Genomic DNA, 25,377 nt, shown 5'->3' on the forward strand with positions numbered 1-25,377 from the left:
TTCAGTCTTTCAGTGAGTTTTGGATATAGTTTTCCAATGGCTTGGGAAAGGATTTTTCGTGAGAGGCCTCAAAGTCGGTAATGATATACTCATTTTCGGAAGTAAATCTGTTCCAAACTGCTTCTGAATCAATCTCAACACTTGAAATTTCAATGGTCAGATTCTTATGGGTAAGCTTATGGGTGACTGTTTTAACTCCTTTGATAAACGGTTCAAGCTCTGCAGAAATAGCCGTAGGAAACTCGAATAATTTTTTCCAGATGAAATCATCTTTTCTTTGCCTGATCAGGAACTGCCCGTTTCTATGTACGAAATAGTACTTCAGCGACAGGTCTGATGCTTTAACTTTTTTGGTTTTTACAGGGTAATCCGATGTTTTATCCAGGGAAAAAGCAAGACAGTCATCATTTACAGGACATTCACTACAGAGTGGATTTTTAGGTTTACAGATCTCTGAGCCGAGATCCATCATTGCCTGATTAAAATCGCCTACATTTTCAGGCATGACCAATCCTGCAAGCTGTGAGAAGTAGGAAAAAGCTCTGGAATTGGAAATATCAAAGTCATCAGCAAAAATACGGCTTAAAACTCTGTAAAAATTACCATCTACCGCCGGCATTTTGCCATCAAAACAAATGCTTGAAATGGCAGCCGCCGTATACTTCCCTACTCCTTTTAATTTTAAAATCTCTTCATAATCTGCCGGGAAAACTCCATGATAATCGTTCATGATCTGTTGTGAAGCCTTATGGATATTGATCGCTCTCGAATAGTATCCAAGCCCTTTCCAGTAAAGCAAAACTTCATTTTCTTCTGCTTCGGCCAAAGTTTTTACATCCGGAAACCTTTTAATGAAATTATTATAATGATTAAGTCCCTGACTGATCCTGGTCTGCTGAAAAACAATCTCGCAGATCCAGATTTTGTAAGGATCTTTTGTCTGTCTGAAGGGAAGATCCCGGGCATTTTTCCCGTACCAGCTCAGGAGCTTGTTTCCGATATGAAGAAAATCTGAGGTTTTATTATCTTTTTCCAAAAAGTTTTGTCTGTTTAAAATTATTCCGGAATCTGAACGAGTTTTTTAGATGCTTCGACTCCGCTCAGCATGACATTCTGATGCTACCGTTTTATACAGTATGATTGAGAATTGTCATGCTGAGCGGAGTCAAAGCCTATTTTTACAACTTACATTCTAAAAACTTGGTAGGCTTCAGATTCCCATCCTGCAAAGATAAAACTATTTATCCTTTTTAACGGAGTATACCGGAGCTGCTTTCAGCCACTGATATTTGAGATTTCTTTCTGCTGCAATAAAACGGAAACCTTCCAGTTTTTTCAGATAAAGGTAAATTGAATCGTTTTTAAGCTTAAGCCTTTGATCTGAAAGAAACATGAAAGGATAGTCTGCCACTGAATCTCTTATTGTTTTTAATACTTTTCCGGATCTTACTTTGTAAAGAAAGAAGTTTTTCCCTCTTCCTTTTGAACTGTCAGCAAGTTTCACCTCTGAACTTGCGATAACCAGTTCGCTGCCGTCAAAGCATTCTTCTTCATTCATGATGTAGGCTTTTCCCTGCTGACGTTCGTCTTTAAAAAGATCCACAGCATAATGATCCGGCGCCTGGTATTTTTTTTCACATCCCGATAATACAATCAGAATAAACAAAGGCAGAAAGCCTGCTAAACTTTTTTTGATCACATTAATTTTCATATGAATTGGCAGTAAAAAACCGATGTATAAATGCATCGGTTTTTTTATTTAATTGGAGTTCTTATTATTCCTGAGTGTATTGTGCATCCCATTCGTTGCCATCATCTCCTTTATGTCCGTCTAATTTGATCACGAAACTTTTTGTAGGGAAATAAGGAGTCATACGGATATCAAGCCATACTCTGTCTTTATTGACTCTATCCTGCTCGAAACGAACGATCTTGAATTTTTCGATCAGTTTATCCGGTCCTTTGATATTGTCAAGGAAAGTTACGATCTGTCTTCTTAAATCATCTTCGTTCTTGGCATTCCAGTTTTCGAAAGCTCTTCTGTTCAGGAAGTCAAGTAATACTTTGGTTACATAGTCGAATACACGAACTACTGAATAGGTCTGAAGACCGATATTATCTCCTGTAAACAATGTTTTGGCAGAGAATGCCATGATCTTTCCGTATTCGTTAACCATCGGAACAAGACCCATTTTTTCCAGCTGAGAAATTTCGCTTTTCTTCAGCTCGAATTTTACAGCATCCACTTCGTTGATGTTACCGTGTTTTTTACCGGCTGCTACCTGAGACATCAGTGTTTTGTGGATTTTTCCGGCTAATGAAGTGGAAGGCGGAAGCTCTACGTTTTCCTCTTCTCCTACTTCTTCAGCTCTTCCTCTACCTACAAGCCAGTTACACGTCATAATAACGTTACTTCTGTGAAGCTCCCCTCCTGTAAGGTTGGCAGAATGGAATAAATCTACCACATCATCCGGCTTGTCAAGGTTCGCGAAGTCGGTCACCATCATTACTTTGTTCTCGTTACAGATCTTTGCCCATTTTTCAATGACTTTATTTGAGCCTAAATATCCAGGGATTGCCAGGATAGAATAGTTGTCTCTAAGATCCAGACGGTCGTAATAGTTTTTGAATTCTTCGGAAATAGCATCGATGAATAAAGGGTTATCCAGATCTGAAACCTGCTCAAGGCTTGCATTAACGATGCTTACGTTATCCACTTTATCCAGTTCCGTATTTTTGTAGAACTGGGCTACCGTTCTGTAGTTGGTTTCCAGCAAACGTACTGCGTCCAGTGTATTTTTCAGGTTGGTCTTTAAATTCTGGTCTGCTGCCTGTGCTTTGGCTTTGCAGGTATCTGCCATTTTATCTGCAGATTCGTTTCCTTCCAAAAGACTTACCCAAAGGTTTATTTTTTGAAGAAGTTCTTTTCTTTCGTCTGCTTTATTATTGTCGTTCAGGAAAATTTCTTTCCTGGCTTTTCTCGTTGGGTTCATATTGGCGATACCGTCTACAACGGATTCAACAAAGCCAAAACCTCCTATTTTATTAAGCTCCGCAAGCGGGTTGCCCTTCGGCTGCCCTGAATGTTGCTGCTGACCCTGCTGCTGGCTTTCTTGTGCCTGTAATTTGCTATCCATGATTTGATTTAGTGTAAATAATTATTTTTCAAGTTCTTGTGCCACATCTTTCAGTACTTCGATGAATGCAGCTCTGGTCTGTTCATTCTCAAGCATATTACGCAGAATCTTATTGGTTTTCAGCTGGCGTACGATCTTGTTGTACTGCTCCTGTTCCATGCTAAGCTGCTGCAAATAGTCTGATTTCTGAGTAAGATTTTTGGGTGTGAAGTCTGCAAGGTTCTGAAAACGGAATTCCTCTTCCACTATAGTTCCTTCTTCCGTTTCGTGCTGTACAGCTACGGATGGTTGAAAATGTCTGAAGACGTCTTCCACTGTTTTTAATCCTGTTACAATTTCAGGAGTATACGACTCCTCTGTTGTAAGCTGGCTTACTATCAGCGATTTGTTTTCCTGTATTTCCTGAATCGCTTCATTAGCGTCTACTTTTACCTCGTTGCCGCCAACACCATAATTAAACATTGCCATATTATTGTTATTTTGAGATTTCTGATTTTGGTTCGGATCTGTCTTTGAGTAATTTACCGATGAATCGAATAAATTACCAATCCAATGTTTAAATTTAAAAAAAAACTGTAACATACAAAATTTTGTAAAGATTTTTCTTGAAATATTTAATTTAACCTAATTTATATATAACGTAAAATCATGACTTTACGATATCACTAAACTATGAAAAATAAACAAGATAAGCTACGGAAAATAAAATAAAGTCTTTGTATGCTCTGCATTTATAAAAAAGCATCCAGCACATGTTAAAATAAGAATTCCTCCGATGTGAGGAAAAAAATTCTTTATATTTAAACCAAGTAAACAGTGTCATGAAAGATGTAAAGATCGCGTTTAGAAAACCCATATATCCCGTTTCTGAAGCATTAAACCAGTATTTGGAGAAACATAACAGAACAACCAACATCCAGTTTCTATATGAAGACCTGCTAAGATTCAGCGACAGTATAAGTATTCTGGATAAGGACGGTAAGGATACTTTATGGCTTGGTGTAATGTACTCTGAACATGAATTTACAGAAATAGAGGCTAATTTAAATAAAATTTACACTCTTCTTCATTCCGATGGAGATGAAGCGACTTTACCTTATCTGAAAGTGGATACGATCGACTTCTGTACTTTCGGAAACTCCAGACCTTTCCGGATCCGGGTGAGAAATATTCTCAACGACAATCATACTAATTTTTATATCAAGCAAGCCGATGCTTCCCGTATATACGGGCTGGAAATTGAAGACCTGCTTTCTCCCAACCGGATTAATTTTTTGATCCATAAAAATACTTTGATAGAAGAGCATATCTTAGGAATTCCGGGGGATGTTTTCATCCAAAAGCATTTACTTAACTGTACAGAACTGGAAAAAGCACAGATTTCCAAGGAGTTTGTAAAGTTCAATGAGCGCTGCCTTATCGGGCTACTGGGTGACATGCGCTCTTACAATTATGTGATTATTCCTATTCACGATTTCGATCAGGTGATTTACAGAATCCGTCCTATCGATTTTGATCAGCAAAGCTATGAAGGGAATCTGAAAGTTTATCTTCCCCAATATTTCAAAGAAAACAATGCAATGGTTAAGATGGTTCTGGAAAAACTGAAACCTAATTCTATAGAACAGTACCGTAAAGAAGTCCGTTCGCAGATTGTAAAAAGAGTGACCAGCAGCCAAAGCAGATTCAATGAGCTTATTTCTATTATGAAAAAAGAAGAGATCGCGCCGGAAGCCAATGTCACAGAGCTGAAAACAGCTTTACAAAAACTTACCTACGATGTAAACTTCAAATATTGTAAAACAATGGGAGACATTATTGAAACCGGAATAAATTTTATAATCCGGAATTATAAGAAAGCCCATTAAAAAAAGAGAATCCATCCCAATTAATATGAGATGGATTCTTTGTTTTCTAACAATTTTCGGCTGTTCTACCAAATTTTTATTCTGTCCTGAGGCGCTTTATACATTTTGTCTCCAGGTTTTATATCAAATGCTTTGTTGAATGCATCCTGATTCACCAGCGGACCAAATGCCCTGAACACTCCCGGAGAGTGCGGATCTGTCTTCACCTGATTGATCATATATTGGTCTGTAGATTTTGTTCTCCACACCGTTGCCCAGCTCATAAAGAATCTCTGGTCCTGGGTAAATCCACTGATTTTTCCCGGGTTTCCTTTGTCTTTCAGATACATCTGAAGGGCATCATAAGCTACTGCTACTCCACCAAGGTCCCCGATGTTTTCACCACTTGTAAATTTACCGTTCACAAAGCTTCCTTTTACCGGTTCGTAAGCGCTGTACTGGGCAGCAAGCTGACCTACTTTTGCATCAAAGTTCTTACGGTCTTCCTCGGTCCACCAGTTGTTAAGGTTTCCGTCACCATCGAAACGTGAACCACTGTCATCGAATCCATGAGAAATCTCGTGGCCTATCACCGCTCCGATTCCTCCGAAGTTAACCGCTGCATCAGCTTTAGGGTTATAGAAAGGAGGCTGAAGAATAGCTGCCGGGAAAACGATTTCGTTGTTTGATCCGCTGTAGTATGCGTTTACAGTTTGCGGAGACATTCCCCATTCTGTTTTGTCAACCGGTTTTCCTACTTTGTCCAGGCTTCTCTGATACTGCCATGCCGATACATTCTGAAGGTTGGAATATAGTGTTGCACCCTGTTTCGGAGATTCTACTTTTAACTGTGAATAATCTTTCCATTTGTCCGGATAAGCAATCTTCACCGTGAATTTAGATAATTTTTCCTGGGCTTTTACCTTCGTGGCAGGAGACATCCAGTCGATATCATTGATATGCTGTTTGAATGATTTTAAAAGGTAATCGATATAGGTTTCCATCTGAGCTTTCGCTTCAGGAGTGAAATATTTTTCAACGTATAATTTCCCAAAAGCTTCACCAAGAACTCCGTTTACCAGAGAAAGTCCTCTTTTATTCATCGGACGCTGTTCTTTCTGCCCCTGAAGATATTTTGAATAGAAATCAAATCTGATCTGCTCAAGGCTATCATCAAGATTGCTGGCATTTCCGTTAATCAGGTGATATTTCAGGTAGTCTTTTAACAGCGGAAGATTTTTCTGGGTCAAAAACTGATCCATGTTCTGGTAATATTTCAGTTCCCCAATAATCACTTTATCGGTATTAACTCCTGCATCCAACAGGTATTTTGCCAGATTGATATTTTTAACAACACCTGATAATTCGGATACATTTTTCGGGTTGTATCTTAAATTGGCGTCTCTGTTCTGCTCTAATGTAAGAAGATAATTGGCCAGCTGCTTCTCAAAATCAACCACATTTTTTGCAGCTGCATCAGAATTTTTGTAGCCTAAAACTCCGAATAGCTTACCTACATAAGTCTGGTATTCTGCTAAGGTCTTTGTATTTGCTTCATTTACTTTCTGATAATAATCTCTTCCTAATCCCAGGTCCGGGCCTCCAAGATATACGGCGTTCATTTTGGAATTCTTCATGTCTGCGCCTACTCTCCATCCGTAAAATGAGTTGTCTCCTAATTTTGTAGCTTCAAGAAGGTATTTTTGAAGGTCATTCAGGTTTTTAATGGCATCTATTTTTGCCAGATCCCCTTTGATGGGAGAAAGCCCTTCAGCATTTCTTTTGTTTACATCCATGAAAGAGGCATACAGGTTCTGGATTTTCTGCCCTTCGGATCCTTCGGAATAACTTTCTGATAAAATTTTGTTCAGAATATCCAGGGAAGCATCATCCACATTCTCTCTCAACGCATTGAAAGAGCCCCAACTTGCCTTATCTGAAGGAATCTGAGTGGTTTTTACCCAATTTCCGTTCACATAGCTAAAAAAGTCATCCTGCGGACGAACGCTCTTATCCATATAAGATAAATTGATTCCTTCTTCTTTCACTTCTTCTTTTTTTACTGGTTCTGTAACGGCAACTGTGGTTTCAGTCTTAGTTTCTGTACCGGCAGTCCTGGCCGTTCCGCATGAATTTAAAAATACAATCCCTGAAAGGGCAAGTACTCCAATATTTAGCTTTTTCATTAAAGATAATTTTTGATTTAACACAAACTTACCAAATATACGAACTTTAATGATAGGTGATTAATGATAATTGATAAATGATGAAAGGTTGGTGGTTTGGTGCGGGTTTCGAGTTCCTAGTTTCGAGTTTGAGAGTATTCGTATTATAGTGTTTGGGGTGATTTTTGTCAAAATGATATTTTGATTAAGTATAATTCATCATAATTCGAATCAGAATTCGTAACTCTAAACCTGAAACCCGAAACTAGAAAACAAAAAAACCGCTCATTGCTGAACGGTTTTGATTATTATTATCTGATTATTACCAGATTTTAATTCTGTCTGCAGGCTCTTTATAAAGCTTGTCTCCTTTTTTCACATCGAACGCTTTATAGAAGGAATCAACGTTGATAAGTGGACCGAAGCTTCTGAAATATCCCGGAGAGTGCGGGTCTGTTTTCACCTGGTTGACCATATATTTTTCACTTGATAAAGTTCTCCAAACGGTTGCCCAGCTTAGGAAGAATCTCTGATCTTGAGAGAATCCGCTGATCTTCCCCGGATTACCTTTATCTTTTAAATACATCTGAAGGGCATCGTAAGCAATATTTACTCCTCCTAAGTCAGCGATATTTTCACCGTTTGTGAAAGTACCGTTTACGAAAGTTCCTTTTACAGGCTCATACTTATCGTACTGTGCAGCAAGAGCTTTTGTTGCTTTCTCGAAGTTAGCTTTGTCTTCAGGTGTCCACCAGTCTACAAGATTTCCGTCAGCATCGAACTGAGCTCCTGAATCATCAAATCCGTGGCTCATTTCGTGGCCGATAACAGCTCCGATTCCTCCGAAATTAACTGCAGCATCAGCTTTAGGATTGAAGAACGGCGGCTGAAGGATTGCAGCAGGAAATACGATCTCGTTGTTTACAGGATTGTAGTATGCATTTACCGTTTGTGGCGTCATACCCCATTCTGATTTGTCAACCGGTTTTCCGATTTTTGCAAGATCTTTGTTATACTGCCATTCAGTGATATTCTGAAGGTTTGAATATAATGTTCCGCCTTTAGACTCAGGAACGATATCCAGTTTTGAATAATCTTTCCATTTGTCCGGGTAAGCTACTTTTACAGTGAACTTGTTCAATTTCTGCATTGCCTTTTCCTTTGTAGTAGAAGACATCCATGCTAAATTGTTGATGTGAACGGCGAAGCTTTTCTTTAAATAATCAATCAGTTCTACCATCTGCGCTTTTGCTTCAGCAGGGAAATATTTTTCAACATATAATTTTCCGAAAGCTTCCCCAAGAGTACCGTTGATCAGCTCAAATCCTCTCTTGTTCAATGCTCTCTGCTCCTGCTGGCCTCTTAAATATTTACCATAGAAATTAAATCTCATGTCACCTAATTTCTCACTTAAATAAGAAGCGCTTCCGTGGATCATATGGAATTTTAAATAATCCTTGATCACAGGAAGGTTCTGAGCATTCACCAGTTTATCAAAGTCTTTGTAATACCCGATTTCCCCGATGATCACTTTATCTGTACTTACGCCTACTTTTTTCAGGTAAGCAGGGATATCAACACCTTTTACCAATGTTGAAAGTTCAGCCATGGTTCTTGGGTTGTACTGCAAAGTATTGTCGCGGCTCTGTTCGTTCGTCAGATAAGTCTTTGCAACGCTTTTCTCGAAATCAACGATTCCTTTGGCAGCAGCATCAGCATTTTTATAGCCTAGTTCTTTAAGCATGGAAGCTACATATTTCTGATATTCAGCAATAGCTTCCGTATTTTTTTCATTTACTTTCTGATAGTAATCTCTTCCTAACCCCAGTGAAGCATTTCCTAAATAAACCACATTCATTTTAGAGTCTTTAAGATCTGCATCTACACCCCATCCGTAAAGCGTGTTTTCGCCGTCTTTGGTTACAGAAGTCAGGTAATTCTGAAGATCAGCCATGTTTTTGATGGCATCAATTTTATTCAGGTTTTCCTGGATAGGTTTGATTCCGTCTGCATTTCTTTTCTGCATGTTCATGTAAGTGGCATACAGATCCTGGATTTTTTTCCCCTCGCTTCCGTCTGCAAATTTATCTTTCAGAAGAGAGTTCAGGATGGTCATAGAGTTGTTATCCGTATCTTCAGCCAGCTTATTGAAACTTCCCCAGGTCGGTTTATCGGACGGAATTTTAGCTGTTTTCATCCACGTACCGCTTACGTAGTTGTAAAAGTCATCCTGCGGACGTACGGAAGTATCCATAAGGCTAAGATCCAAGCCGTTATCCGTAGTGTTGTTAGCCATTGTTTTCACAGCCTTAGCCTGTCCGTTCACTGTGTTTAGTGAGCAAACTCCTGCCAGTAAAAACAAAGAAAGTGTTAGTTTTTTCATTATGATAGCAAATTTTTATAATAGGTCTGTTGTTTTTATAATTTGTTACTTTTTATCAATAACAAATTTAAACAAATATCAGGAAGCTGCTATCTCTTTTACATTTCCTGTTCTTTTTAAAAATCCCCAGGACTGCATTTCCCCTTTCAATGCTTTTCTCAGGCTTCTGAATAACACAATATACATCAGCCACCTGTATCCGAACCGCTGCGGAATAACATACAACAGGTTAGATAGTTTCTCCCGTTGCATAATGAAGGCAATCAGAGCCAGAGATGCATCTACCAAAAGGAAAATCAGATAATAGGTGAATATTTTCCCGCCATTTCCGGATAAAATTCCAAAGAACATGATCAGGTCTGCCAGAGGTGAAAAGAACGGAATAATATATTGAAACAGTAAGATATTCGGCATTGCCCAGAGCCCAAGCCCTTTATATTTCGGATTGAGAAATGTCTGGCGCTGTTTCCAGAACATCTGCATAATCCCGTAGGTCCAGCGGAAACGTTGTTTCAAAAACTGTTTCACACTTTCAGGTGCTTCGGTTACCGCAACCGCTCTGTTTTCATTGGCAACAGTATATCCTGCTCTTAAAATTTTCACGGTAATATCACAGTCTTCCGCAAGGGTATCGGTAGAATACCCGCCTGCTTCTATGATGACAGATTTTTTAAATGCCCCGATCGCCCCTGGAATTACAGTTACTGCATTAATGTAAGCGTAGGCTAATCTGTCGAAATTCTGGCTTGTGGTATATTCTATCGACTGCCATCTGGTGAGCCAGTTCACCATATTTCCTACTTTTACGTTCCCTGCCACTGCAGCGATCTTATCATCAGGATCTGAATTTAAAAACCTGGCGATCAGATATTTTACGGCATCATACTGGAGTTTGGTGTCTGCATCAATACAAACCACATATTCCGCATCAGTTTGGGAAATTCCAAAATTCAGTGCGGTGGCTTTTCCACCGTTCGATTTCTTGAAAATTTTCAGTTTCGGATGGTCAGAAAATGCTTCTTTTGCTTTCTGGAAGGTTGAATCCTTACTTCCGTCATCCACCATGATGATATCGAAGTTGGGATAGGTCTGCTTTAATAAATTATCCAGGGAAGAAATAATATTCACTTCCTCATTGTAGGCCGGAACTATAATGGATACTTTGGGATAGGTTTCCAAAACAGGAAAATCGCCCAGCAGTTTTTCTTTTTTTCTTTCTTTATAAGCCCAATACATCATCATTATCAGTCTTATGAGTCCTAAACCGATAAAAATGGTGAAAAGAGCCACCAGAAAATGACTTATTTCATAGATTACCGTAGCGAGGACCAGATTGAGCTGCATGATATAATAAGATCTCGTTTTAGGAACTTCCGGCATCAGTACGTTTTTGTTTTTGTGCAGAATACTGGCAAGGTTGGTAAAATGATACCCTTGTTTCTGAAGTATCGGAATTAAGGTTTTAAGGGCTTTTACCGTTTCTTCTCTGGTATCTCCGCCTGCATCATGCAGAAGAATAATATTTCCCCTCTGCTGTTTAATCCCTGCCATCACCCGTTTTATGATCTCATCTGCCTTGATTCCGGGCTGCCAGTCTTCAGGGTCAATGTTTTCTCCTATATCCAGGTAGTTTTGTTGTCTTGCCAGTGCTACAGGAATAATTTCTTCGGAAGTGGTTGGCTCCGAATCTGCATTATAAGGTGCCCTGAACAAAATGGTACTGTGCCCGGTTACACATTCTATAAGCAGTCTTGTAAGTTTCATTTCCAGCAACGCTCTTTCCGGACTTACTTTTGCAACGTTTTCGTGAGTGAAAGTATGGTTTCCTATTTCGTGGCCTTCACGGTAAATCCGTTTAACCAGCGGAAGGTTTTTTTCAGCATTGAGCCCTACCAGAAAAAATGCAGCCGGAACGTGGTATTTTGACAATACATCTAAAATTTGCGGGGTATATGTCTCATCCGGGCCGTCATCAAAAGTCAATACAAGATCTTTCTGTGGTGCTTCCCCATACTTTTTTACTTCATAAGAGCTTGGATAAGTGATGTAGTTCTCATCGGTAATTATCTTTTCCTTAGAATCAATTTCCAGGGCAATTTTACCATCATGGGGAGTATTCAGAACATCCAGTACTTCTCCGTCGCCGATGTAATCTACCATCGTCTGCCCTTTAACATTTTCCAGTTCTTTCAAATTCAGTTTGGACATGCCGGCAGAGGTAAGATCTTTATCATAAAAATTCCAGATTCTGCTGTCTTCACTGCCCAGCCTCCATACTGCTGTACCTGCCAGCGGATATTCAGAGGAAAAACGCATAGTATTGAAAATAGAGGCGGCATCGTTAAAAAATACGGTATGCGTATTGTTTTTAGAGTCTGTGTAAGAGTAATTTAAATTGAAGGTATTATCATCAAAATTAATAGCGGCTTTACTCGCGCTGGCTTTTGTAATGGCCTGCATATAGGTAACGGATGTATTGTCTTCCTTGTTGGTACTCCAGTCATAGCCATACGCCCCCAAACCAAGGATTATTTTTTCCGGAGAGGTTTCCTTAAGGATTTTTTCCGTTTGGGCTTCTATCCATTTTTGTGAAGATACCGGCCCTGCATCGCTGTCCTGCGCATATTCGTCATAGGCCATCAGGATGAAGTAATCTACATACGGATTCAGTTTCCGGATATTATAATCGTCATTATCCGTCATGATATCCATCGTAACCAAGAGCTTATTCTGTTTGAATGTTTCTGAAAGCTCTTTCATAAAGGCAATGAGGTACTCGTCAGAATCCAGGTTCATATCTTCAAAGTCAATATTGATCCCTTTGAAATGAAATTTCTGGCACTGCTGGGCAAGTTTGCGGATAAGCACTGTTCTTTTTCCCGGATCTTTCAATACTTTCCCAAGTCCTTCAGATCGGAATTCCCTTTCGGAATTGTTGCTTAAGATAGGCATTGCTGCCACTCCGGCTCTTTTAAGGATTTTATATCCTTCCGGATCTATATTGGTCTTTAAATCTCCCGTTTCAGGATCAAGGAAGAACCATTCAGGGAAAACGAGATTGATATGTCTGATATTTCTTTTCAGGGACATCAGCGACTGCGGGTCCCAGGCTACATAGAATGCCGAGCGGATCCCACCCGGAAACTGGGACCAGCTTTTATTCTGATTTTTCAGTCTTTCGGCTCTTGCCTGCTGGATTTTGGCAAGATTGGTATGCATTGTTTTTTCAGAAATAAAGCTTCTGAAACCTTTATATTCTTTGGAAATCTTATTTTCCTGAAGATAAGGCTTGCTGGCCGTCATTACTGCTTTATAATCTTCCTTGAAAGGTATTTTCGGGCTTTTATCGAGCTTCATCATCAGCCCTAAAGCAAGAATAAGCAATACTGCAACGAAAATAAAAATACGGCTGCCCCACTGTACGCTTCTCCAGCGTTTTTTACTGTCAGTCTGAAAAATCTGTTTTGAATCTTCCACTTTATGAAAATTTATAAAGTGGATTTCAAAAAGTGTGAAAAAGGATGGTGATTTTAATTAAAATAAAATTAAAAAATCAACTGGCACCTAAGCATTTATCAGAAGCCCTACCAGATCCTGAAGGATTTTCTGGGAAACAAAATACATGAAGTCCAGCCTGTCCAGATGAGGCATATATAATTTTGAAGTAGATTCTTTGTCTTTTATCCTGATGGTGTAGAAAACGGTTCCCACTTCTTTGCCATCCTCTCCTTTTCCCGGGCCCGCAACTCCTGTAGTGGACAGTGAAATATCGGTATTAAACAATTTTTGGCAGCCTTTGGCCATTTCGCTGGCTACCTGTTCGCTTACCACGGTAAACTGATCTACTGTTTCCTTGGAAACCTTCAAAATTTCAATCTTTTTATCAGTAGCATAAGGTACAATGCCTCCAATAAAATGTTTGGAACTTCCGGAGTTGGAAGTAATCATTTTTGCCAGTTCTCCCCCGGTACAGCTTTCTGCGGTAGAAATGGTCAGTTTTCTTTCATTAAGAATTTCGGCAAGAATTTTTTCTATTTTGTCTTCCGAAACAGCAATGACATGATCTCCCACCAAAAGAAGCAATTTCTGAATTTCATCTTCTGTCTGCTGCTTCAGAGCGGCTTCGTTGTCTCCTGAGGCCGTAATCCTCAGCTTTACACGGGTTCCCACGGGCAGATAAGACAGTGCAAGGTTTTCGGGGAGCGCAAGTTCCCATTCCTCGATCATATCTGCCAGGATACTCTCAGGAATTCCCACAACAGAAACTATCCTTGTATGAATATAATAAAGGTTGAATTTTTCTTTTAAATAAGGAACAATCTGGTCCCTGATCAGCGGTTTTACCTCATAAGGAACACCGGGAAGACTGAAGGATAATTTCCCATCCTGTTCCATCATCATGCATGGCGCTGTTCCGAAATGATTCTGAAAAACAACGGATTTTGTTGGTACAAAGGCCTGTTCCCTGTTTCTTTCAAGGATATCAGCCCGCCCGCGTTTTTCCATATAGTTTTTAAGGTGGTTGAAGGTTACCTCATCCAATGCAATTTCATCATTAAAATATTCTGCCAGCGCCTTTTTGGTCTTGTCGTCCCTTGTCGGGCCAAGGCCGCCTGTTGTTATGACTAAGTCGCCCAGTTCGAAGGCAGCTTTTAAAGTATTTTTAATAGTGTCGACCTCATCTGAAATAGTGAAGATCTGTATCACCGGTATGCCTATATTTTTAAGCTCTGTAGCAATAAAATTAGAATTGGTATCTACGGTATTTCCGGAAAGTATCTCGTCACCGATAGTAATTAGGACAGCTTTTTCCATATGTAAATTCTCGAAAAAAAATCTCCTGCAAATGACGGTAAAAAATGTAGAAGGGCAAAATTGTGAAGGGGATAAAACGCTAAAAGGCAAAATGGTGAATTTGTCCTTTTGCCTTTTTGCTCTTTTGCCTGACTTGACTATTGATTATGTTTCACCCAGATAAGCTCATCAGTATTGTACCCAATTCTTTTAGCTTTTTCAATGAAACGCTGTCTCATGCTTTCGGGAAGGGTTGTTGTACGGGAAAGAATCCACAGATATTTCAGGCTGCTTCCTGCCACTAATGCGTATTGGTAATTTTCATCAATATCAATCACATTATAGCCTGCCCAGATCGGTTTGAAAAAGGATACTTTAAGCCGGGCTTCTGTTTTGTCTTTTACAAATTTTGCTTCTCCCACGGATTCTTTCCATTCTTTTTTTATGTAATCGTAGCCTTTATTGCTGACACGGATTGTGCCGTTGGGGTTTTCGGAGTATTCAGCAGTTACATTGTCCATATTTTTCTCGAACCTGTAATCGAAACGGGCAATTTCGTACCATCTTCCGAGATATTTTTTAGCATCAAAATTATTAACGGCCTTCGCTCCTTTGGGAATTCCCGCTGAACAGGAATTGTAAATTATCAGCCCTAAAACACCTAATGTAACCGGAACAGCAATTTTCTTAAGAGTTTTCATAATGAATATTTTGTGATTGCACTAAAAACTTCAAAAATAATGCCTTTACGGTGTTAAATTCTAGGAAAATACTTTCAGGAAGTTATCTTTAAAGCTGCCTGAAACTTCAATTTCCGTATCATCTGACAGCATAACGGTTCCGCTTTTATGGTAAGATTTTACAAATCGTGTATTAATGATGTGAGAACGGTGAACCCTTACAAACGGGCTTTCAAGAAGGTCATCAAAATGCTTCAGGAATCGGCAGACCATTTTTTTAGAACCGTCGGTAAGGTAAACCTGGGTAAAGTTCCCGTCTGCCTGAAGTCTCAGAATGTCTTCGGTTTTCACCACATCAAATCCCTGTAAGGTAGGAAGGATTAGCTGTTGCTTTTCGGGCTTCAGCTTTAGGTTTTCGAGAAGAATTTTATTACGGTTAAGCTCTTCCTTGCTTTCAATGCTTTCGGCTACTTTATTGACTGCCAGAATAAGTTCCTGGATATCAATCGGTTTTAAAATATAATAACTGGCCGATTTATTGAGTGCCTGCAATGAATACTGGGAAAATGCCGTGATAAAGATGGTTTCGTAGGAGAATTCTTTGGTGGCTTCCAGTACATCAAATGCATTACCGAAAGGCATTTCGACATCCATAAAAACCAACTGAGGCTGTTTATCAGCAATTAACGGAACGGCTTCCCTGATATTTTCCGCCTCGCCTGCAATTTCTACCTGCGGGCAGTATTTTGTGAGATAGTTTCTGAGAACTTCTCTGGCAATGATTTCGTCGTCTACGATTACGGATTTTATTTTCATTTTTTTCAGGTAATAGGTGGCAGTTATTATTAGCCGGCGATAGTTTATAGGTATTTTCCGTTTTTAAATCTTAATATCCGGTAGGTGACTTTTGATGTTTCATGTTCTTTACAGTCACCGTTTATTTCCTGGTTTTTGGTTTCAACAGATATGGTTTTGACCTTCAGATCTGTGAAATTATTAGTCTTCGTTTTATCCATTATAATCACTGAATGATCATCATTGAATTCCCCTGAGCATCTGGTGTCCCATTCTCCGCCGTGGGAGCTTAATTCAAATGTATTCAAAACTTTTTTAAGGGTTCTACCTTCAGGATAGTACAGTGAAATAGTGTCCGAAGAATACGGATTGGGCTGGCTGCCATTGGCAACACTTACCGTTACACCAAAAGCACGGATACCATTACTTATGTTGTATAGCCCTGTGTCTATATTTATACTTCTCAGCATAATAGCATCGGAAGTGATTTCCTCAGGATCGAAATATTGATTCTTCACAACTCCGTTTTCATCCGTGATTACAATATAATTGCGAACTACAAAAAAGTCGTCTTCCTCTTTGCCCTGCAGGACAGGAAGAACAGCGATATATGAATTTTCTGCATTCGGCATTTTCTTTTCCGTACAGAATTCTTCTTTAATCTTGGTTTTGTCAAGCTTTAAGCTTTTCACTACATTTTCAAAACGGACGCTGTTTATTTCCTGTCCGAAAGTCTTTACGAACGAAAACATTATTATCCCTATGAATAAATATTTCTTCATCTTTATTTTTATGTCAGATTTATTTTAATATTGACTAAAACTCCGCTGTTATTTTCTTTGTCTTTGATAGAGCAGGTAATTTCTTTTTTATAGAGGTCGTTCAGCAGGCTGATCCTTTCGAGGGTGTTTTTCATTCCCCGTCCTTCTCTGGTCTTCTGATGCAGGGTTTTCTGCTTTTTACTTTCTTCAATACCAATTCCATTATCTTCGATAGTGATCTTTAAATGCTGATTTTCTTTTTCAAAGACCAGTTTTAAAAATCCTTTCTCAGTTCTGTAGCGCAATCCGTGCCATACCGCGTTTTCAAGGAACGGCTGAACGAGCATTCCCGGTACTTTCAGACTCTGCATATTGAGGCTTTCATCTACTTCAATTTCATAATCGAATTTATCGGCAAAACGGGTCTTTTCAAGAGCGAGGTAATTCTGAAGCAAATCCAGCTCCTGCTGAAAAGGAATGAAGTCTTCGGCGGAATTTTCCATCACGCCACGCATCAGTTTGGAGAATTTTGTAAGGTACTGATTGGCTTCCAGCTCGTTATTGGTCGCAATAAAATGATTGACACTGTTTAAGCTATTAAAAATAAAATGCGGATTCATTTCGCGCCGCAGCGACTGCAATGCAATTTTTTTATTTTTGATCTGAACTTTCTTCAGTGTCCTGAAAATAAAGACAATCAGCCCGGTAAGCAAAACCAAAGCTCCGATCAAACTGTAATTAAATATATTTTTTCTTCGGATCAATGCATCTTTCAGCTCTTTTTCTTTTTCAAGCTGTGAAATTCTCTGTTCGGTATCTTCCAGTATTTTATTATCTACCAGGCTTCTGTCCTTGGAAACCAGATCGGGAAGCCTTCCCAGAAAATCTCTGTACAGGGAGACTGAAGCATTGGTATTTCCTGCTATATTATAAAGGCTGTCCAATTTTTTTACACTTTTCTGTGCTTCCAGGGTATGTCCTTTTTCCAGGGCGATTTCGTAGGCATTTTTCAATAAGGCTACAGCTTCCTCCGGATCATTTTTCTTAATATAAATATCTGCTAATTCCTGAATCTGATTGACTTTTTCCTGTGAATTGTCTTTAACGAAATCTTCTTTCAGTACCTTCTTTTTGGCCTCAATGGCTTTTTCGAAGTTTTTATTTTCCACATAGAAATTGGTCAGCTTCTGATTGATTTCCAAAGCCTGCTGAGGGGCTTCCCTTTTGGAAATGACGTAGGCATTGTTAAGGTTTTCTTCTGCTTTGGGAATATCTTTCTGCTGTATATTGACATCTGCCATCTGGCTGTAACTCGTTGCAAGATCACCTTTATCTTTATCCTTGAGGCTTATATTGATATTATCCTGGATTGCTTCTGCTTTCTGCTCGGCTGTGGGGGAAGAAAGCCTGGCTGCATCATTCGTATTAACAGCTCTGCTTTTTTCACTATAGCTTATCTCAGCTGCCCTGTTGTAATTGCTGATAGCCGGGGTTATTTTGTTCTGCTTTTCCTGGGACTGGGCAATTTTCCGGGTAACGGCTTCAAGGTTTTTCTTATCATTCAGGTTTTTGTAAATATTCCTTGCTTTTACAAGAAATTCTTCGCTTTTGGCATAATTTCCCTGATTGTAGTAGTCGTTGGCAATTCCTACATAGCTGTCGGCAACACCTTTATTATCATTATTATCTACAGCTTTTTTCAGTCTTGCCGCAGATTTATAGGCTTTGGTAACCCGTGTGGAATCCTGCGCGGTACAGAAATTTCCTGCAGCAAGAATGAAGATAAAGAATATTTTAACAGCTAATTTCACGGGTTTCAGATCTTTAATGCAAAGTAAGCAAAACTTTAGATAAACTTTTCAATTCTTTACCAAGTCAAAACTCTGTTTCACCAAGTTTCATAGATAAAAGATTACATTTTTCAGGCCATCCACCAAGTGAAAACCTTATTTCACCAAGTTTCTCCGTTTCGGGTTCCGGATCGTGGTAATTTTACTTCAGAATTTAAAACAAGAAATTATGAAATTAAGACATTTTTTATTAATCGGAATCTTTACTCTGGGAAGTTTTGCCAATGCACAGGAAGTAAAGAAAAATGCCATTGAGGTAACAGGTATTGCAGAAATGGAAGTGGAGCCGGATGAGATTATCTTCAATATCGGCATTAAAGCAGATAACAAGAACGATCTGGCAGATAATGAAAAGAAGCTGTTCGAAACATTAAAAAATAATGGAGTAAAGAATGAAGACATCAAATTCAAATCCATGTACCAGAATATCTATGCAAAAAACGGCAAGTTCACAAAGAGCTATCAGTTTAAAGCAGGTACAAAGGCGAATATCAGCAAAATATTTGAAGACCTGAACCAGAAATGGGTAAGCAACCTGAATGTGGCAGAAGTGAAAAACACTAAAATTGCAGATTTCAAGAAAATAGTGAAGATCAATGCTCTGAAAGCCGCCAAAGAAAAGGCAGACTACCTGCTGGAAAGTATGGGCAAAAAGACCGGCGCTCCACTGGAAGTCATCGAAATTGAAGATTACACCAGCGATACGGTTCTTCCTGTAGCCTACAAAAGCAGCCTGAGAAATGTACAGCTGGAAGCAGCAGATGCCCCGGTAGATTTTTCTTTTGACAATATTGAGAATATCAAGCTGAAATACAGCATCAAAACCAGATACGAAATCCTTTAGAATTAACAGATTTAAAAGACAGCCCGAAAGGGCTGTTTTTTTCTTTTCCACCCCTGGCTTCTGAGTTCACCAAGTGAAAGTGAATGTTCACCAAGTCTTCTGGTTTTCAGCTATAAATACAGATAATTTTACTTCAGGAATTTAAATTAATAAACTGAAATCTGAATCTTGCCAGATCATAAACCATACAAAAGAAAGGACTGAATAAGATCATTTTCTCTTATGAAGTAAAGTATTTGAAAAAGATGCAGATCCAATATTACAACAGATAACCCATAAAAAATAGTATTATGACCGCTTTAAAAATCTTAGCATTGGCTGCAGGTACCGCTTTTTTAAGCTCCGGCAGCTTACCAGACACCCGATGCTCAAACAGTAATACGGCAGATGGAATGGCATTTATTCAAAATGCTTCTGCAAAAGACCTTCCGACCTATTCAAAGGATAATAAAATTCAGGTTGCGCTTCTTCTGGATACATCCAACAGCATGGACGGACTGATTGATCAGGCAAAATCGAGACTATGGAACATTGTGAATACATTAACCACATTGAAATACAACGGACAGGCTCCGCAGATTGAAATTGCCCTTTATGAATATGGGAACGACGGTATCCGGGACGATAACTACATCCGCCAGGTAACCCCTCTTACGCAGGATCTGGATCTGGTTTCCGAGAAATTATTCTCCCTGAGAACCAATGGAGGAAGTGAATATTGCGGTGCTGTAATCCGGGATGCATCCATGAACCTGAACTGGGATGGCAATGAAAAAAGCATGAAACTGATTTACATTGCCGGTAATGAGCCGTTTGACCAAGGAAGGGTGAATTACAAGGAGGTAATTTCCAAAGCCAAAAGTAAAAATATCTATACCAATACTATTTTCTGCGGAAGCAGGGATGAGGGAATTCAGACCTTCTGGCAAAACGGGGCTTCGCTAGGGGACGGAAAATATTTCAATATCGATAGCGACAGAAAGGTCATTTATATTGAAACACCTTATGATGTGAAAATTTCAGAATGTAACACAAAATTAAATGACACTTACATATTCTACGGAAGTCACGGTTCTGAATATAAGCTTAAACAGGCGGCCCAGGACAGAAATGCTGAGGTGCAGTCAGCATCCAGTTATGTAGAAAGAACGGTTGCAAAATCTAAGAAAAATGCTTACAAAAATGATCACTGGGACCTGGTAGATAAGGCTGAAAAAGATGCCGGCTTCATTGCCACAATAAAAGAAGATGCGCTTCCTGCCGAATTGAAAGGAAAAAGTACGGAGGAGATTAAAAAAGCTGTTGCTGTAAAGTCTGCAGAACGTGAAAAGATCCAGAAAGAGATCGAGGAGCTGTCAAGAAAGCGCCAGAACTTCATTGATGCTGAAATGAAGAAACGAGGGACTACGGATACCGACGATCTTGGAAAAGCCATCGAAAGCTCTGTTATAGAATTAGCCAGAAAGAATGGCTACAGCTTGTAATTACTAAAAAAGCCGTTTCAAAACTGAAACGGCTTCTACCAAGTTAAGATATAGTAAAAAGTTTCCTCATACTCCTATTTTATCTGATAAATATTAAAGAGGGATGAACCTCCTGAAACTAAATTTAAAGAAACAAGTGTTGTTTTTACTCCAAAGAACATCTGGTCTCCTGCATTCAAGGCAACCATAGTCTGGGTTTTCCTTACTGGTGGCGACACATTAATGGAAAGGACACTTGCAATTAAGTAGCTTTCTTCCGCCATTAATGTAGGCGCAGCAGTTCCTTTTTTCACAAAAATCCCCACTCCCAAATCGTCAGCAGAAACAAGGTTTGAGGCCTTTATTTGTACAAATACCCCATAAATTCCATCTTTTGGTGCTGTGAATGTATTATTGGATATGTCGAAATCGTTATGCTCATCTATAAGCTCTTTATCAAATGCTATCTTTAACCAATTGGTAAATCCTGCAATAACAACCAGGGGAATGGTGGGATTTACTCCTGTACCTGAAACATAGGATCTCCCGCCTGAATTCAATATCTCATCTTTTGAGACAGTCTGAACATACCCGCCGCTGCTTTTCACCAAAAGAGAATCTGCACAAGATGTTTCTATACATTTTTCTGCCACGCGAAGTCTGAAATTACCATTTACATCCAGCATTGCAGTCGGATTTTCTGTATTGATACCTACCTGGGACCAAACTTTTGCTGTAAACAGAAATAACAGCAAAACTAAAATTTTTCTTATGCTTTTCATGATTTGTATGGTTTGTATTGTAAAGCAAATTTAAATTTTAGAGGTAGAATACACCTACAATCATTTCATGAATTAGTGACTTATTATCCAACGCTAACACACTAATTAACAAATGTTAATTATAGAATTAAATCTACATTCATTGTCTAAATAAATTGAATAATAATTTATAAATTCCTAATTAAAATACACGGTATGGATTACGATGAATTTATAAAAATCTATTTTGAGCAAAACAAATATTTGGACGAAAATGATAAACAGAAACTATTGGGGATGGTAAAAATAATAAATTATCCTGCCAATAAAATAGTATTACATAAAGGTGAACAAACAGAGTATGTAGGCATCATTGAAAGAGGATTAATACGTGCTTATGACAAAAATAACAAAACAGTCTGGTTTTTTCATGAAAATAGTGTGTATGGATCTCTGGAAGTTTTAATGCAGAAACGTCCTTCATCGCTTACCTATGAAACTCTGGAAGAAACAACAGTATTTTTATTTAATTATAATGATTTGGAAAATGTTATTAATGAATATCCCCATATCTCAACACTGCTATTAATGTTTTGGAAGAATACTGCTAAGGAAATCTATCTTAATTTTTCGGCATTTCTTCATTTAACTCCCGAAGAAAGATACCTCCATTTGCTTAGCCAGGATTCCAGATTAATTTTAAGGGTAAAATCTAAAGATCTGGCCACTTACCTGGGCGTGCATCCTGTTTCATTAAGCAGACTGAAAAAAAGATATTTCAATCCCAACAATAAAAAGTAAACCGGTGGCTTCAAGTACCTCAGCCACCTGCCCTATCTGCCTATCTGCCAAACTTAAAATATTCTGACAACAGGTGCTTTTTATTTTTCATAAACCGGGAGGCCATTTCCATTCCGGTTACAGAGAAAGTAATTCCGTTCCCTCCAAATCCCAGGACAAAATAAGAATTCTTAAACTTTTTGTGTTCCCCGATATACGGTAGTCCGTCTTTGGTTTCCCCAAAGGTTCCGGCCCAGACAAAATCTGTATAGAAATGATAATCAGGTTTTATTTTTTTCAGCGTTTTCAGAATTTCCTTTTCCTTTTTGTTCAGAAGAATGTCTCGTTTTTCGGCATCGTAAAAGTCTTCATCACCACCGCCTATGAGGAGTCTTCCGTCATCCGTTGTCCGCATATAAATGTAAGGGTCATCTGTATTCCAGACCAGCGTGCTGTTTATATTCTTGAAGGTATCAGTATCAATTTCCGAAACCATTGCATAGGTACTTTTTAAATTGACGAAATTCTCTTTCAGCAGGTTTTTGCTTTCATAGCCGATACAGTAGATGACTTTTTTTGCTTTTATCTGAAAACCACTGTCTACTGTCACCAGATTAAAACCTTTATGGTATTCTACTTTTTTCATTTCGGTTTTATCGAAGATCCTCAATCCCTTTTTTATATTGTAACCCAATAGCTCATGAGCAAATTTAAAAGCATCAATACTGGCGCCCTGGACGGATACAATACCGCCGTAAGTATTTTCAAATCCGAACTGCTTTACAATTTGATCTGCTTCCAGCCATTTAACTTTAAAACCTGCGTTCTTCCTTGCTTCATATTCCTTTTTAAGCCAATTCACATCTTTCTTCTTTGAAGCAAAATACAAAGATTTCTTACGTTTAAAACCTGCATCGGACCTGATTATTTTTGTAAGTTTTTCAAGAATATCAATGGCATCAGAACAGGCTTTGTAACTTTCTACCGCTCCTTTTTCTCCTATCATTTCTGTAAGTTCATAGAGAGGAATATCTATTTCATACTGCAGCATTGAAGTGGTCGCAGAAGTACTTCCGTTACAAATCTCCCGCTTATCAATCAGCATAGTTTTATAGCCGTCAGTGACCATTTGGTGGGCAATAAGACTTCCGGTAATTCCGCCGCCTATAATTAAAACATCACATTCTTCATTTGATTTCAGAGACGGATATGAAGCTGTTAATCCGTTTTTTAAAAGCCAGAAAGGTTCATTCGATTTTAGATCCATAATTGAAAATTACATTTAAAATAACAACATTTATAAGTACTTTAACGATTTTTTGCCAATTTATGGTGCAATTATTGTACCCAGTTTAAATCCAACCACTAAAATAATTACTATGATAACTATTATTCCAGAAGCTCCGGAAAATGTTGCGGCATTCAATGCGACCGGAGAAGTGACTAAAGAAGATTTTGACAACCTTGTCATTCCTCATGTAAAAGAAAAGGTAGATCAGTTCGGAGAACTGAATTACTTATTGTATTTGGATACTGATCTGGATAATTTTACCATGGGAGCATGGCTTAAAGATGCATTTTTAGGGTTACAAAACCTTACAAAATGGAACCGTACAGCTATTGTTACAGACAAAGAGGGAGTACAGAACTTTACGGATATCTTCAGTGTTCTGATGCCGGGAGAGTTTAAATCTTTCCCTAAAGAAAATTTGTATAATGCGCTTTATTGGTGTAAAAACGGCAATGAAGTAGAAGTTTAGCATTATTCTATAAAGAAAAAGAGACTTTGTTCAATGGTGAACAAAGTCTCTTTTTGTATTTAAACTGTTGATTTTAAACCTTATTTATCACACGGCACGCATTCTACTGCAGTTTCAGCATCAGGAGTTTCTTTACCATACAGATATCTGTATCTTAAACTGATGACAAGACCAATGAACGTCATCCCTACTCCTACCAATGAAGGATATTTGAATGAAAATCCGTATTCCAAAGGAATTCCTCCTAAAAATGCCCCCATCGCATTAGCAATATTAAAAGCTGCCTGCATAAATGCTGCAGCCATCATTTCACTTTTAGGCGCAGCCTTCATCATCATGATGTTGATAGGTGCGGCAACAGACATAGACAAAGCCCCGCATACAAAAGTCAGGATAAGCGCCATATTCTGGTGATCTGCCAATAAAAATACGCCTGCCAGAGAAATCATCATCAGGAAGATTAATAGTACACATGTTTTTTCAGGTCCCAGACGGTCAGAAATAAATCCTCCGGCCAGGTTTCCAACAACCATTCCCGCCCCCGCAAGGATCATCACGTAAGCCATCTGATTGGACTGGATACCTGCAACGATTGTCATTAAAGGCGTAATATAGCTGAGCCATGTGAAAAGTCCTCCGAATCCAATGGCCGTAATTCCTAAAACCAGCCATGACTGTTTGTTTTTAAGAAATTTAAGCTCCTCCAGGAAATGAGTATCCTGGTTGGCCTCTGTCGCAGGAAGCCATAATTTAAGAAACAATATGGCAAAAAGACCGATAAATGCTACAATTGCGAAATACAGCCTCCAGTGATAAGCATGTCCGATATAGGTAACCAGAGGAACCATGATGAGGTTGGCAATCGTAAGTCCTGTAAACATTAAGGATATGTAAAATGCCTCTTTCCCTTTTCCGGCCATTCGTGATGCAACTACCGTTCCTACCCCGAAAAACGCTCCGTGAGGAAGCCCGGACATAAACCTGATGATCAGCATCGTAGTGTAATCGGGAGCTACCGCAGAAAGTCCGTTGAAAAGTGTGAAAAGGATCATCAAAACCATCAGCACTTTCTTAGGCGGAAATTTCACTGAATACCCGATCAGGATCGGGGCTCCAATTACAACTCCCATGGCATAAGCCGAAATCAAGTGACCTGCTTCAGGAATGGTAATCTTCAAGGTATGGGCAATATCGGGAAGCAGCCCCATTACGGTGAACTCTGTAGTTCCTATTCCAAGACCGCCTATAGCCAGCGGTATTATTCTTTTATCAATCTTCATTGTCAATAAACTTCTTTTCGAATTAATTTTTTTAAGTGATTTTTTCTGAAAAATAAAGATAAGATTCTATGATCTTT

20 protein-coding genes are annotated in these 25,377 nt (G+C 38.8%); 5 read left to right on the top strand and 15 right to left on the bottom strand.

Annotated features, from left to right (window positions below; all coding sequences use genetic code 11):
• Position 1: 1 nt before the first annotated feature.
• The 4 genes from mutY to BUB03_RS15355 form a co-directional block, all read right to left on the bottom strand.
• A complete protein-coding gene (gene mutY / locus BUB03_RS15340; protein WP_073064755.1) occupies positions 2-1,036 on the bottom strand; it encodes an A/G-specific adenine glycosylase in 1,035 nt (344 codons plus the stop codon).
• A gap of 201 nt (positions 1,037-1,237) precedes the next feature.
• Positions 1,238-1,711: a hypothetical protein gene (locus BUB03_RS15345; RefSeq protein ID WP_228417904.1), complete on the bottom strand. Its 474-nt coding sequence runs from the start codon at positions 1,709-1,711 to the stop codon at positions 1,238-1,240.
• Between the two features lie 64 nt (positions 1,712-1,775).
• Positions 1,776-3,137, bottom strand: a complete 1,362-nt coding sequence (locus BUB03_RS15350) for a DUF5458 family protein (protein ID WP_073064758.1) — start codon at positions 3,135-3,137, stop codon at positions 1,776-1,778.
• 21 nt (positions 3,138-3,158) lie between these two features.
• Complete coding sequence (locus BUB03_RS15355; protein ID WP_040996350.1) at positions 3,159-3,605, bottom strand: type VI secretion system contractile sheath small subunit; 447 nt, start codon at positions 3,603-3,605, stop codon at positions 3,159-3,161.
• Positions 3,606-3,958: 353 nt separating this feature from the next.
• Here BUB03_RS15355 and BUB03_RS15360 point away from each other — a divergent pair, with 353 nt between their 5' ends.
• Positions 3,959-5,005: a hypothetical protein gene (locus BUB03_RS15360; RefSeq protein ID WP_040995664.1), complete on the top strand. Its 1,047-nt coding sequence runs from the start codon at positions 3,959-3,961 to the stop codon at positions 5,003-5,005.
• A 65-nt stretch (positions 5,006-5,070) separates the two neighbouring features.
• On the opposite strand, the gene BUB03_RS15365 is transcribed toward BUB03_RS15360, so the two are convergent.
• The 8 genes from BUB03_RS15365 to BUB03_RS15400 form a co-directional block, all read right to left on the bottom strand.
• Positions 5,071-7,170 carry a M13 family metallopeptidase gene (locus BUB03_RS15365; protein ID WP_073064761.1) on the bottom strand — a complete coding sequence of 700 codons (2,100 nt, stop codon included), beginning with the start codon at positions 7,168-7,170 and terminating at the stop codon, positions 5,071-5,073.
• 301 nt (positions 7,171-7,471) lie between these two features.
• Entirely contained in the window at positions 7,472-9,532 is a 2,061-nt protein-coding gene (locus BUB03_RS15370; protein WP_073064763.1) for a M13 family metallopeptidase, read from the bottom strand.
• A gap of 78 nt (positions 9,533-9,610) precedes the next feature.
• Entirely contained in the window at positions 9,611-13,009 is a 3,399-nt protein-coding gene (locus tag BUB03_RS15375; RefSeq protein ID WP_073064766.1) for a polysaccharide deacetylase family protein, read from the bottom strand.
• A gap of 87 nt (positions 13,010-13,096) precedes the next feature.
• Positions 13,097-14,347, bottom strand: a complete 1,251-nt coding sequence (locus BUB03_RS15380; RefSeq protein ID WP_073064769.1) for a CinA family nicotinamide mononucleotide deamidase-related protein — start codon at positions 14,345-14,347, stop codon at positions 13,097-13,099.
• 137 nt (positions 14,348-14,484) lie between these two features.
• On the bottom strand, positions 14,485-15,027 hold the full coding sequence (locus tag BUB03_RS15385; protein WP_040995655.1) for a lipocalin family protein: 543 nt from the start codon (positions 15,025-15,027) through the stop codon (positions 14,485-14,487).
• A 60-nt stretch (positions 15,028-15,087) separates the two neighbouring features.
• Positions 15,088-15,822, bottom strand: coding sequence for a LytR/AlgR family response regulator transcription factor (locus BUB03_RS15390; RefSeq protein ID WP_073064772.1), 735 nt, complete (start codon positions 15,820-15,822; stop codon positions 15,088-15,090).
• 44 nt (positions 15,823-15,866) lie between these two features.
• Complete coding sequence (locus BUB03_RS15395) at positions 15,867-16,583, bottom strand: PA3715 family protein (protein WP_139258879.1); 717 nt, start codon at positions 16,581-16,583, stop codon at positions 15,867-15,869.
• A gap of 8 nt (positions 16,584-16,591) precedes the next feature.
• The gene (locus BUB03_RS15400; RefSeq protein WP_073064776.1) at positions 16,592-18,373 is read right to left on the bottom strand and encodes a tetratricopeptide repeat-containing sensor histidine kinase; all 1,782 of its coding nucleotides are present in this window, start codon (positions 18,371-18,373) and stop codon (positions 16,592-16,594) included.
• 208 nt (positions 18,374-18,581) lie between these two features.
• Here BUB03_RS15400 and BUB03_RS15405 point away from each other — a divergent pair, with 208 nt between their 5' ends.
• Positions 18,582-19,256, top strand: a complete 675-nt coding sequence (locus BUB03_RS15405; RefSeq protein ID WP_073064778.1) for an SIMPL domain-containing protein — start codon at positions 18,582-18,584, stop codon at positions 19,254-19,256.
• Positions 19,257-19,546: 290 nt separating this feature from the next.
• Positions 19,547-20,740: a vWA domain-containing protein gene (locus BUB03_RS15410; RefSeq protein ID WP_073064780.1), complete on the top strand. Its 1,194-nt coding sequence runs from the start codon at positions 19,547-19,549 to the stop codon at positions 20,738-20,740.
• Between the two features lie 74 nt (positions 20,741-20,814).
• Here BUB03_RS15410 and BUB03_RS15415 read toward each other — a convergent pair whose 3' ends face one another.
• Positions 20,815-21,501 carry a hypothetical protein gene (locus BUB03_RS15415; RefSeq protein WP_040995646.1) on the bottom strand — a complete coding sequence of 229 codons (687 nt, stop codon included), beginning with the start codon at positions 21,499-21,501 and terminating at the stop codon, positions 20,815-20,817.
• 195 nt (positions 21,502-21,696) lie between these two features.
• Here BUB03_RS15415 and BUB03_RS15420 point away from each other — a divergent pair, with 195 nt between their 5' ends.
• Entirely contained in the window at positions 21,697-22,281 is a 585-nt protein-coding gene (locus BUB03_RS15420) for a Crp/Fnr family transcriptional regulator (protein WP_040995644.1), read from the top strand.
• A gap of 40 nt (positions 22,282-22,321) precedes the next feature.
• Here BUB03_RS15420 and BUB03_RS15425 read toward each other — a convergent pair whose 3' ends face one another.
• Positions 22,322-23,527: an NAD(P)/FAD-dependent oxidoreductase gene (locus BUB03_RS15425; RefSeq protein WP_073064782.1), complete on the bottom strand. Its 1,206-nt coding sequence runs from the start codon at positions 23,525-23,527 to the stop codon at positions 22,322-22,324.
• A gap of 112 nt (positions 23,528-23,639) precedes the next feature.
• Here BUB03_RS15425 and BUB03_RS15430 point away from each other — a divergent pair, with 112 nt between their 5' ends.
• Positions 23,640-24,020, top strand: a complete 381-nt coding sequence (locus tag BUB03_RS15430) for a SpoIIAA family protein (RefSeq protein ID WP_040995641.1) — start codon at positions 23,640-23,642, stop codon at positions 24,018-24,020.
• A gap of 80 nt (positions 24,021-24,100) precedes the next feature.
• Here the strand turns inward: BUB03_RS15430 and BUB03_RS15435 are convergent, their stop codons facing one another.
• Complete coding sequence (locus BUB03_RS15435) at positions 24,101-25,300, bottom strand: MFS transporter (RefSeq protein ID WP_083538959.1); 1,200 nt, start codon at positions 25,298-25,300, stop codon at positions 24,101-24,103.
• Positions 25,301-25,377: the final 77 nt, after the last annotated feature.

The organism is Chryseobacterium oranimense (assembly GCF_900129755.1).
GTDB lineage: Bacteria > Bacteroidota > Bacteroidia > Flavobacteriales > Weeksellaceae > Chryseobacterium > Chryseobacterium oranimense.

Bases quoted from the DNA above. Each gene is read 5' to 3' on its own strand.
- BUB03_RS15345 (WP_228417904.1), bottom strand. From the start codon at position 1,711: ATGAAAATTAATGTGATCAAAAAAAGTTTAGCAGGCTTTCTGCCTTTG.
- BUB03_RS15350 (WP_073064758.1), bottom strand. From the start codon at position 3,137: ATGGATAGCAAATTACAGGCACAAGAAAGCCAGCAGCAGGGTCAGCAG.
- BUB03_RS15355 (WP_040996350.1), bottom strand. From the start codon at position 3,605: ATGGCAATGTTTAATTATGGTGTTGGCGGCAACGAGGTAAAAGTAGAC.
- BUB03_RS15360 (WP_040995664.1), top strand. From the start codon at position 3,959: ATGAAAGATGTAAAGATCGCGTTTAGAAAACCCATATATCCCGTTTCT.
- BUB03_RS15365 (WP_073064761.1), bottom strand. From the start codon at position 7,170: ATGAAAAAGCTAAATATTGGAGTACTTGCCCTTTCAGGGATTGTATTT.
- BUB03_RS15370 (WP_073064763.1), bottom strand. From the start codon at position 9,532: ATGAAAAAACTAACACTTTCTTTGTTTTTACTGGCAGGAGTTTGCTCA.
- BUB03_RS15380 (WP_073064769.1), bottom strand. From the start codon at position 14,347: ATGGAAAAAGCTGTCCTAATTACTATCGGTGACGAGATACTTTCCGGA.
- BUB03_RS15385 (WP_040995655.1), bottom strand. From the start codon at position 15,027: ATGAAAACTCTTAAGAAAATTGCTGTTCCGGTTACATTAGGTGTTTTA.
- BUB03_RS15390 (WP_073064772.1), bottom strand. From the start codon at position 15,822: ATGAAAATAAAATCCGTAATCGTAGACGACGAAATCATTGCCAGAGAA.
- BUB03_RS15395 (WP_139258879.1), bottom strand. From the start codon at position 16,583: ATGAAGAAATATTTATTCATAGGGATAATAATGTTTTCGTTCGTAAAG.
- BUB03_RS15405 (WP_073064778.1), top strand. From the start codon at position 18,582: ATGAAATTAAGACATTTTTTATTAATCGGAATCTTTACTCTGGGAAGT.
- BUB03_RS15410 (WP_073064780.1), top strand. From the start codon at position 19,547: ATGACCGCTTTAAAAATCTTAGCATTGGCTGCAGGTACCGCTTTTTTA.
- BUB03_RS15415 (WP_040995646.1), bottom strand. From the start codon at position 21,501: ATGAAAAGCATAAGAAAAATTTTAGTTTTGCTGTTATTTCTGTTTACA.
- BUB03_RS15420 (WP_040995644.1), top strand. From the start codon at position 21,697: ATGGATTACGATGAATTTATAAAAATCTATTTTGAGCAAAACAAATAT.
- BUB03_RS15425 (WP_073064782.1), bottom strand. From the start codon at position 23,527: ATGGATCTAAAATCGAATGAACCTTTCTGGCTTTTAAAAAACGGATTA.
- BUB03_RS15430 (WP_040995641.1), top strand. From the start codon at position 23,640: ATGATAACTATTATTCCAGAAGCTCCGGAAAATGTTGCGGCATTCAAT.
- BUB03_RS15435 (WP_083538959.1), bottom strand. From the start codon at position 25,300: ATGAAGATTGATAAAAGAATAATACCGCTGGCTATAGGCGGTCTTGGA.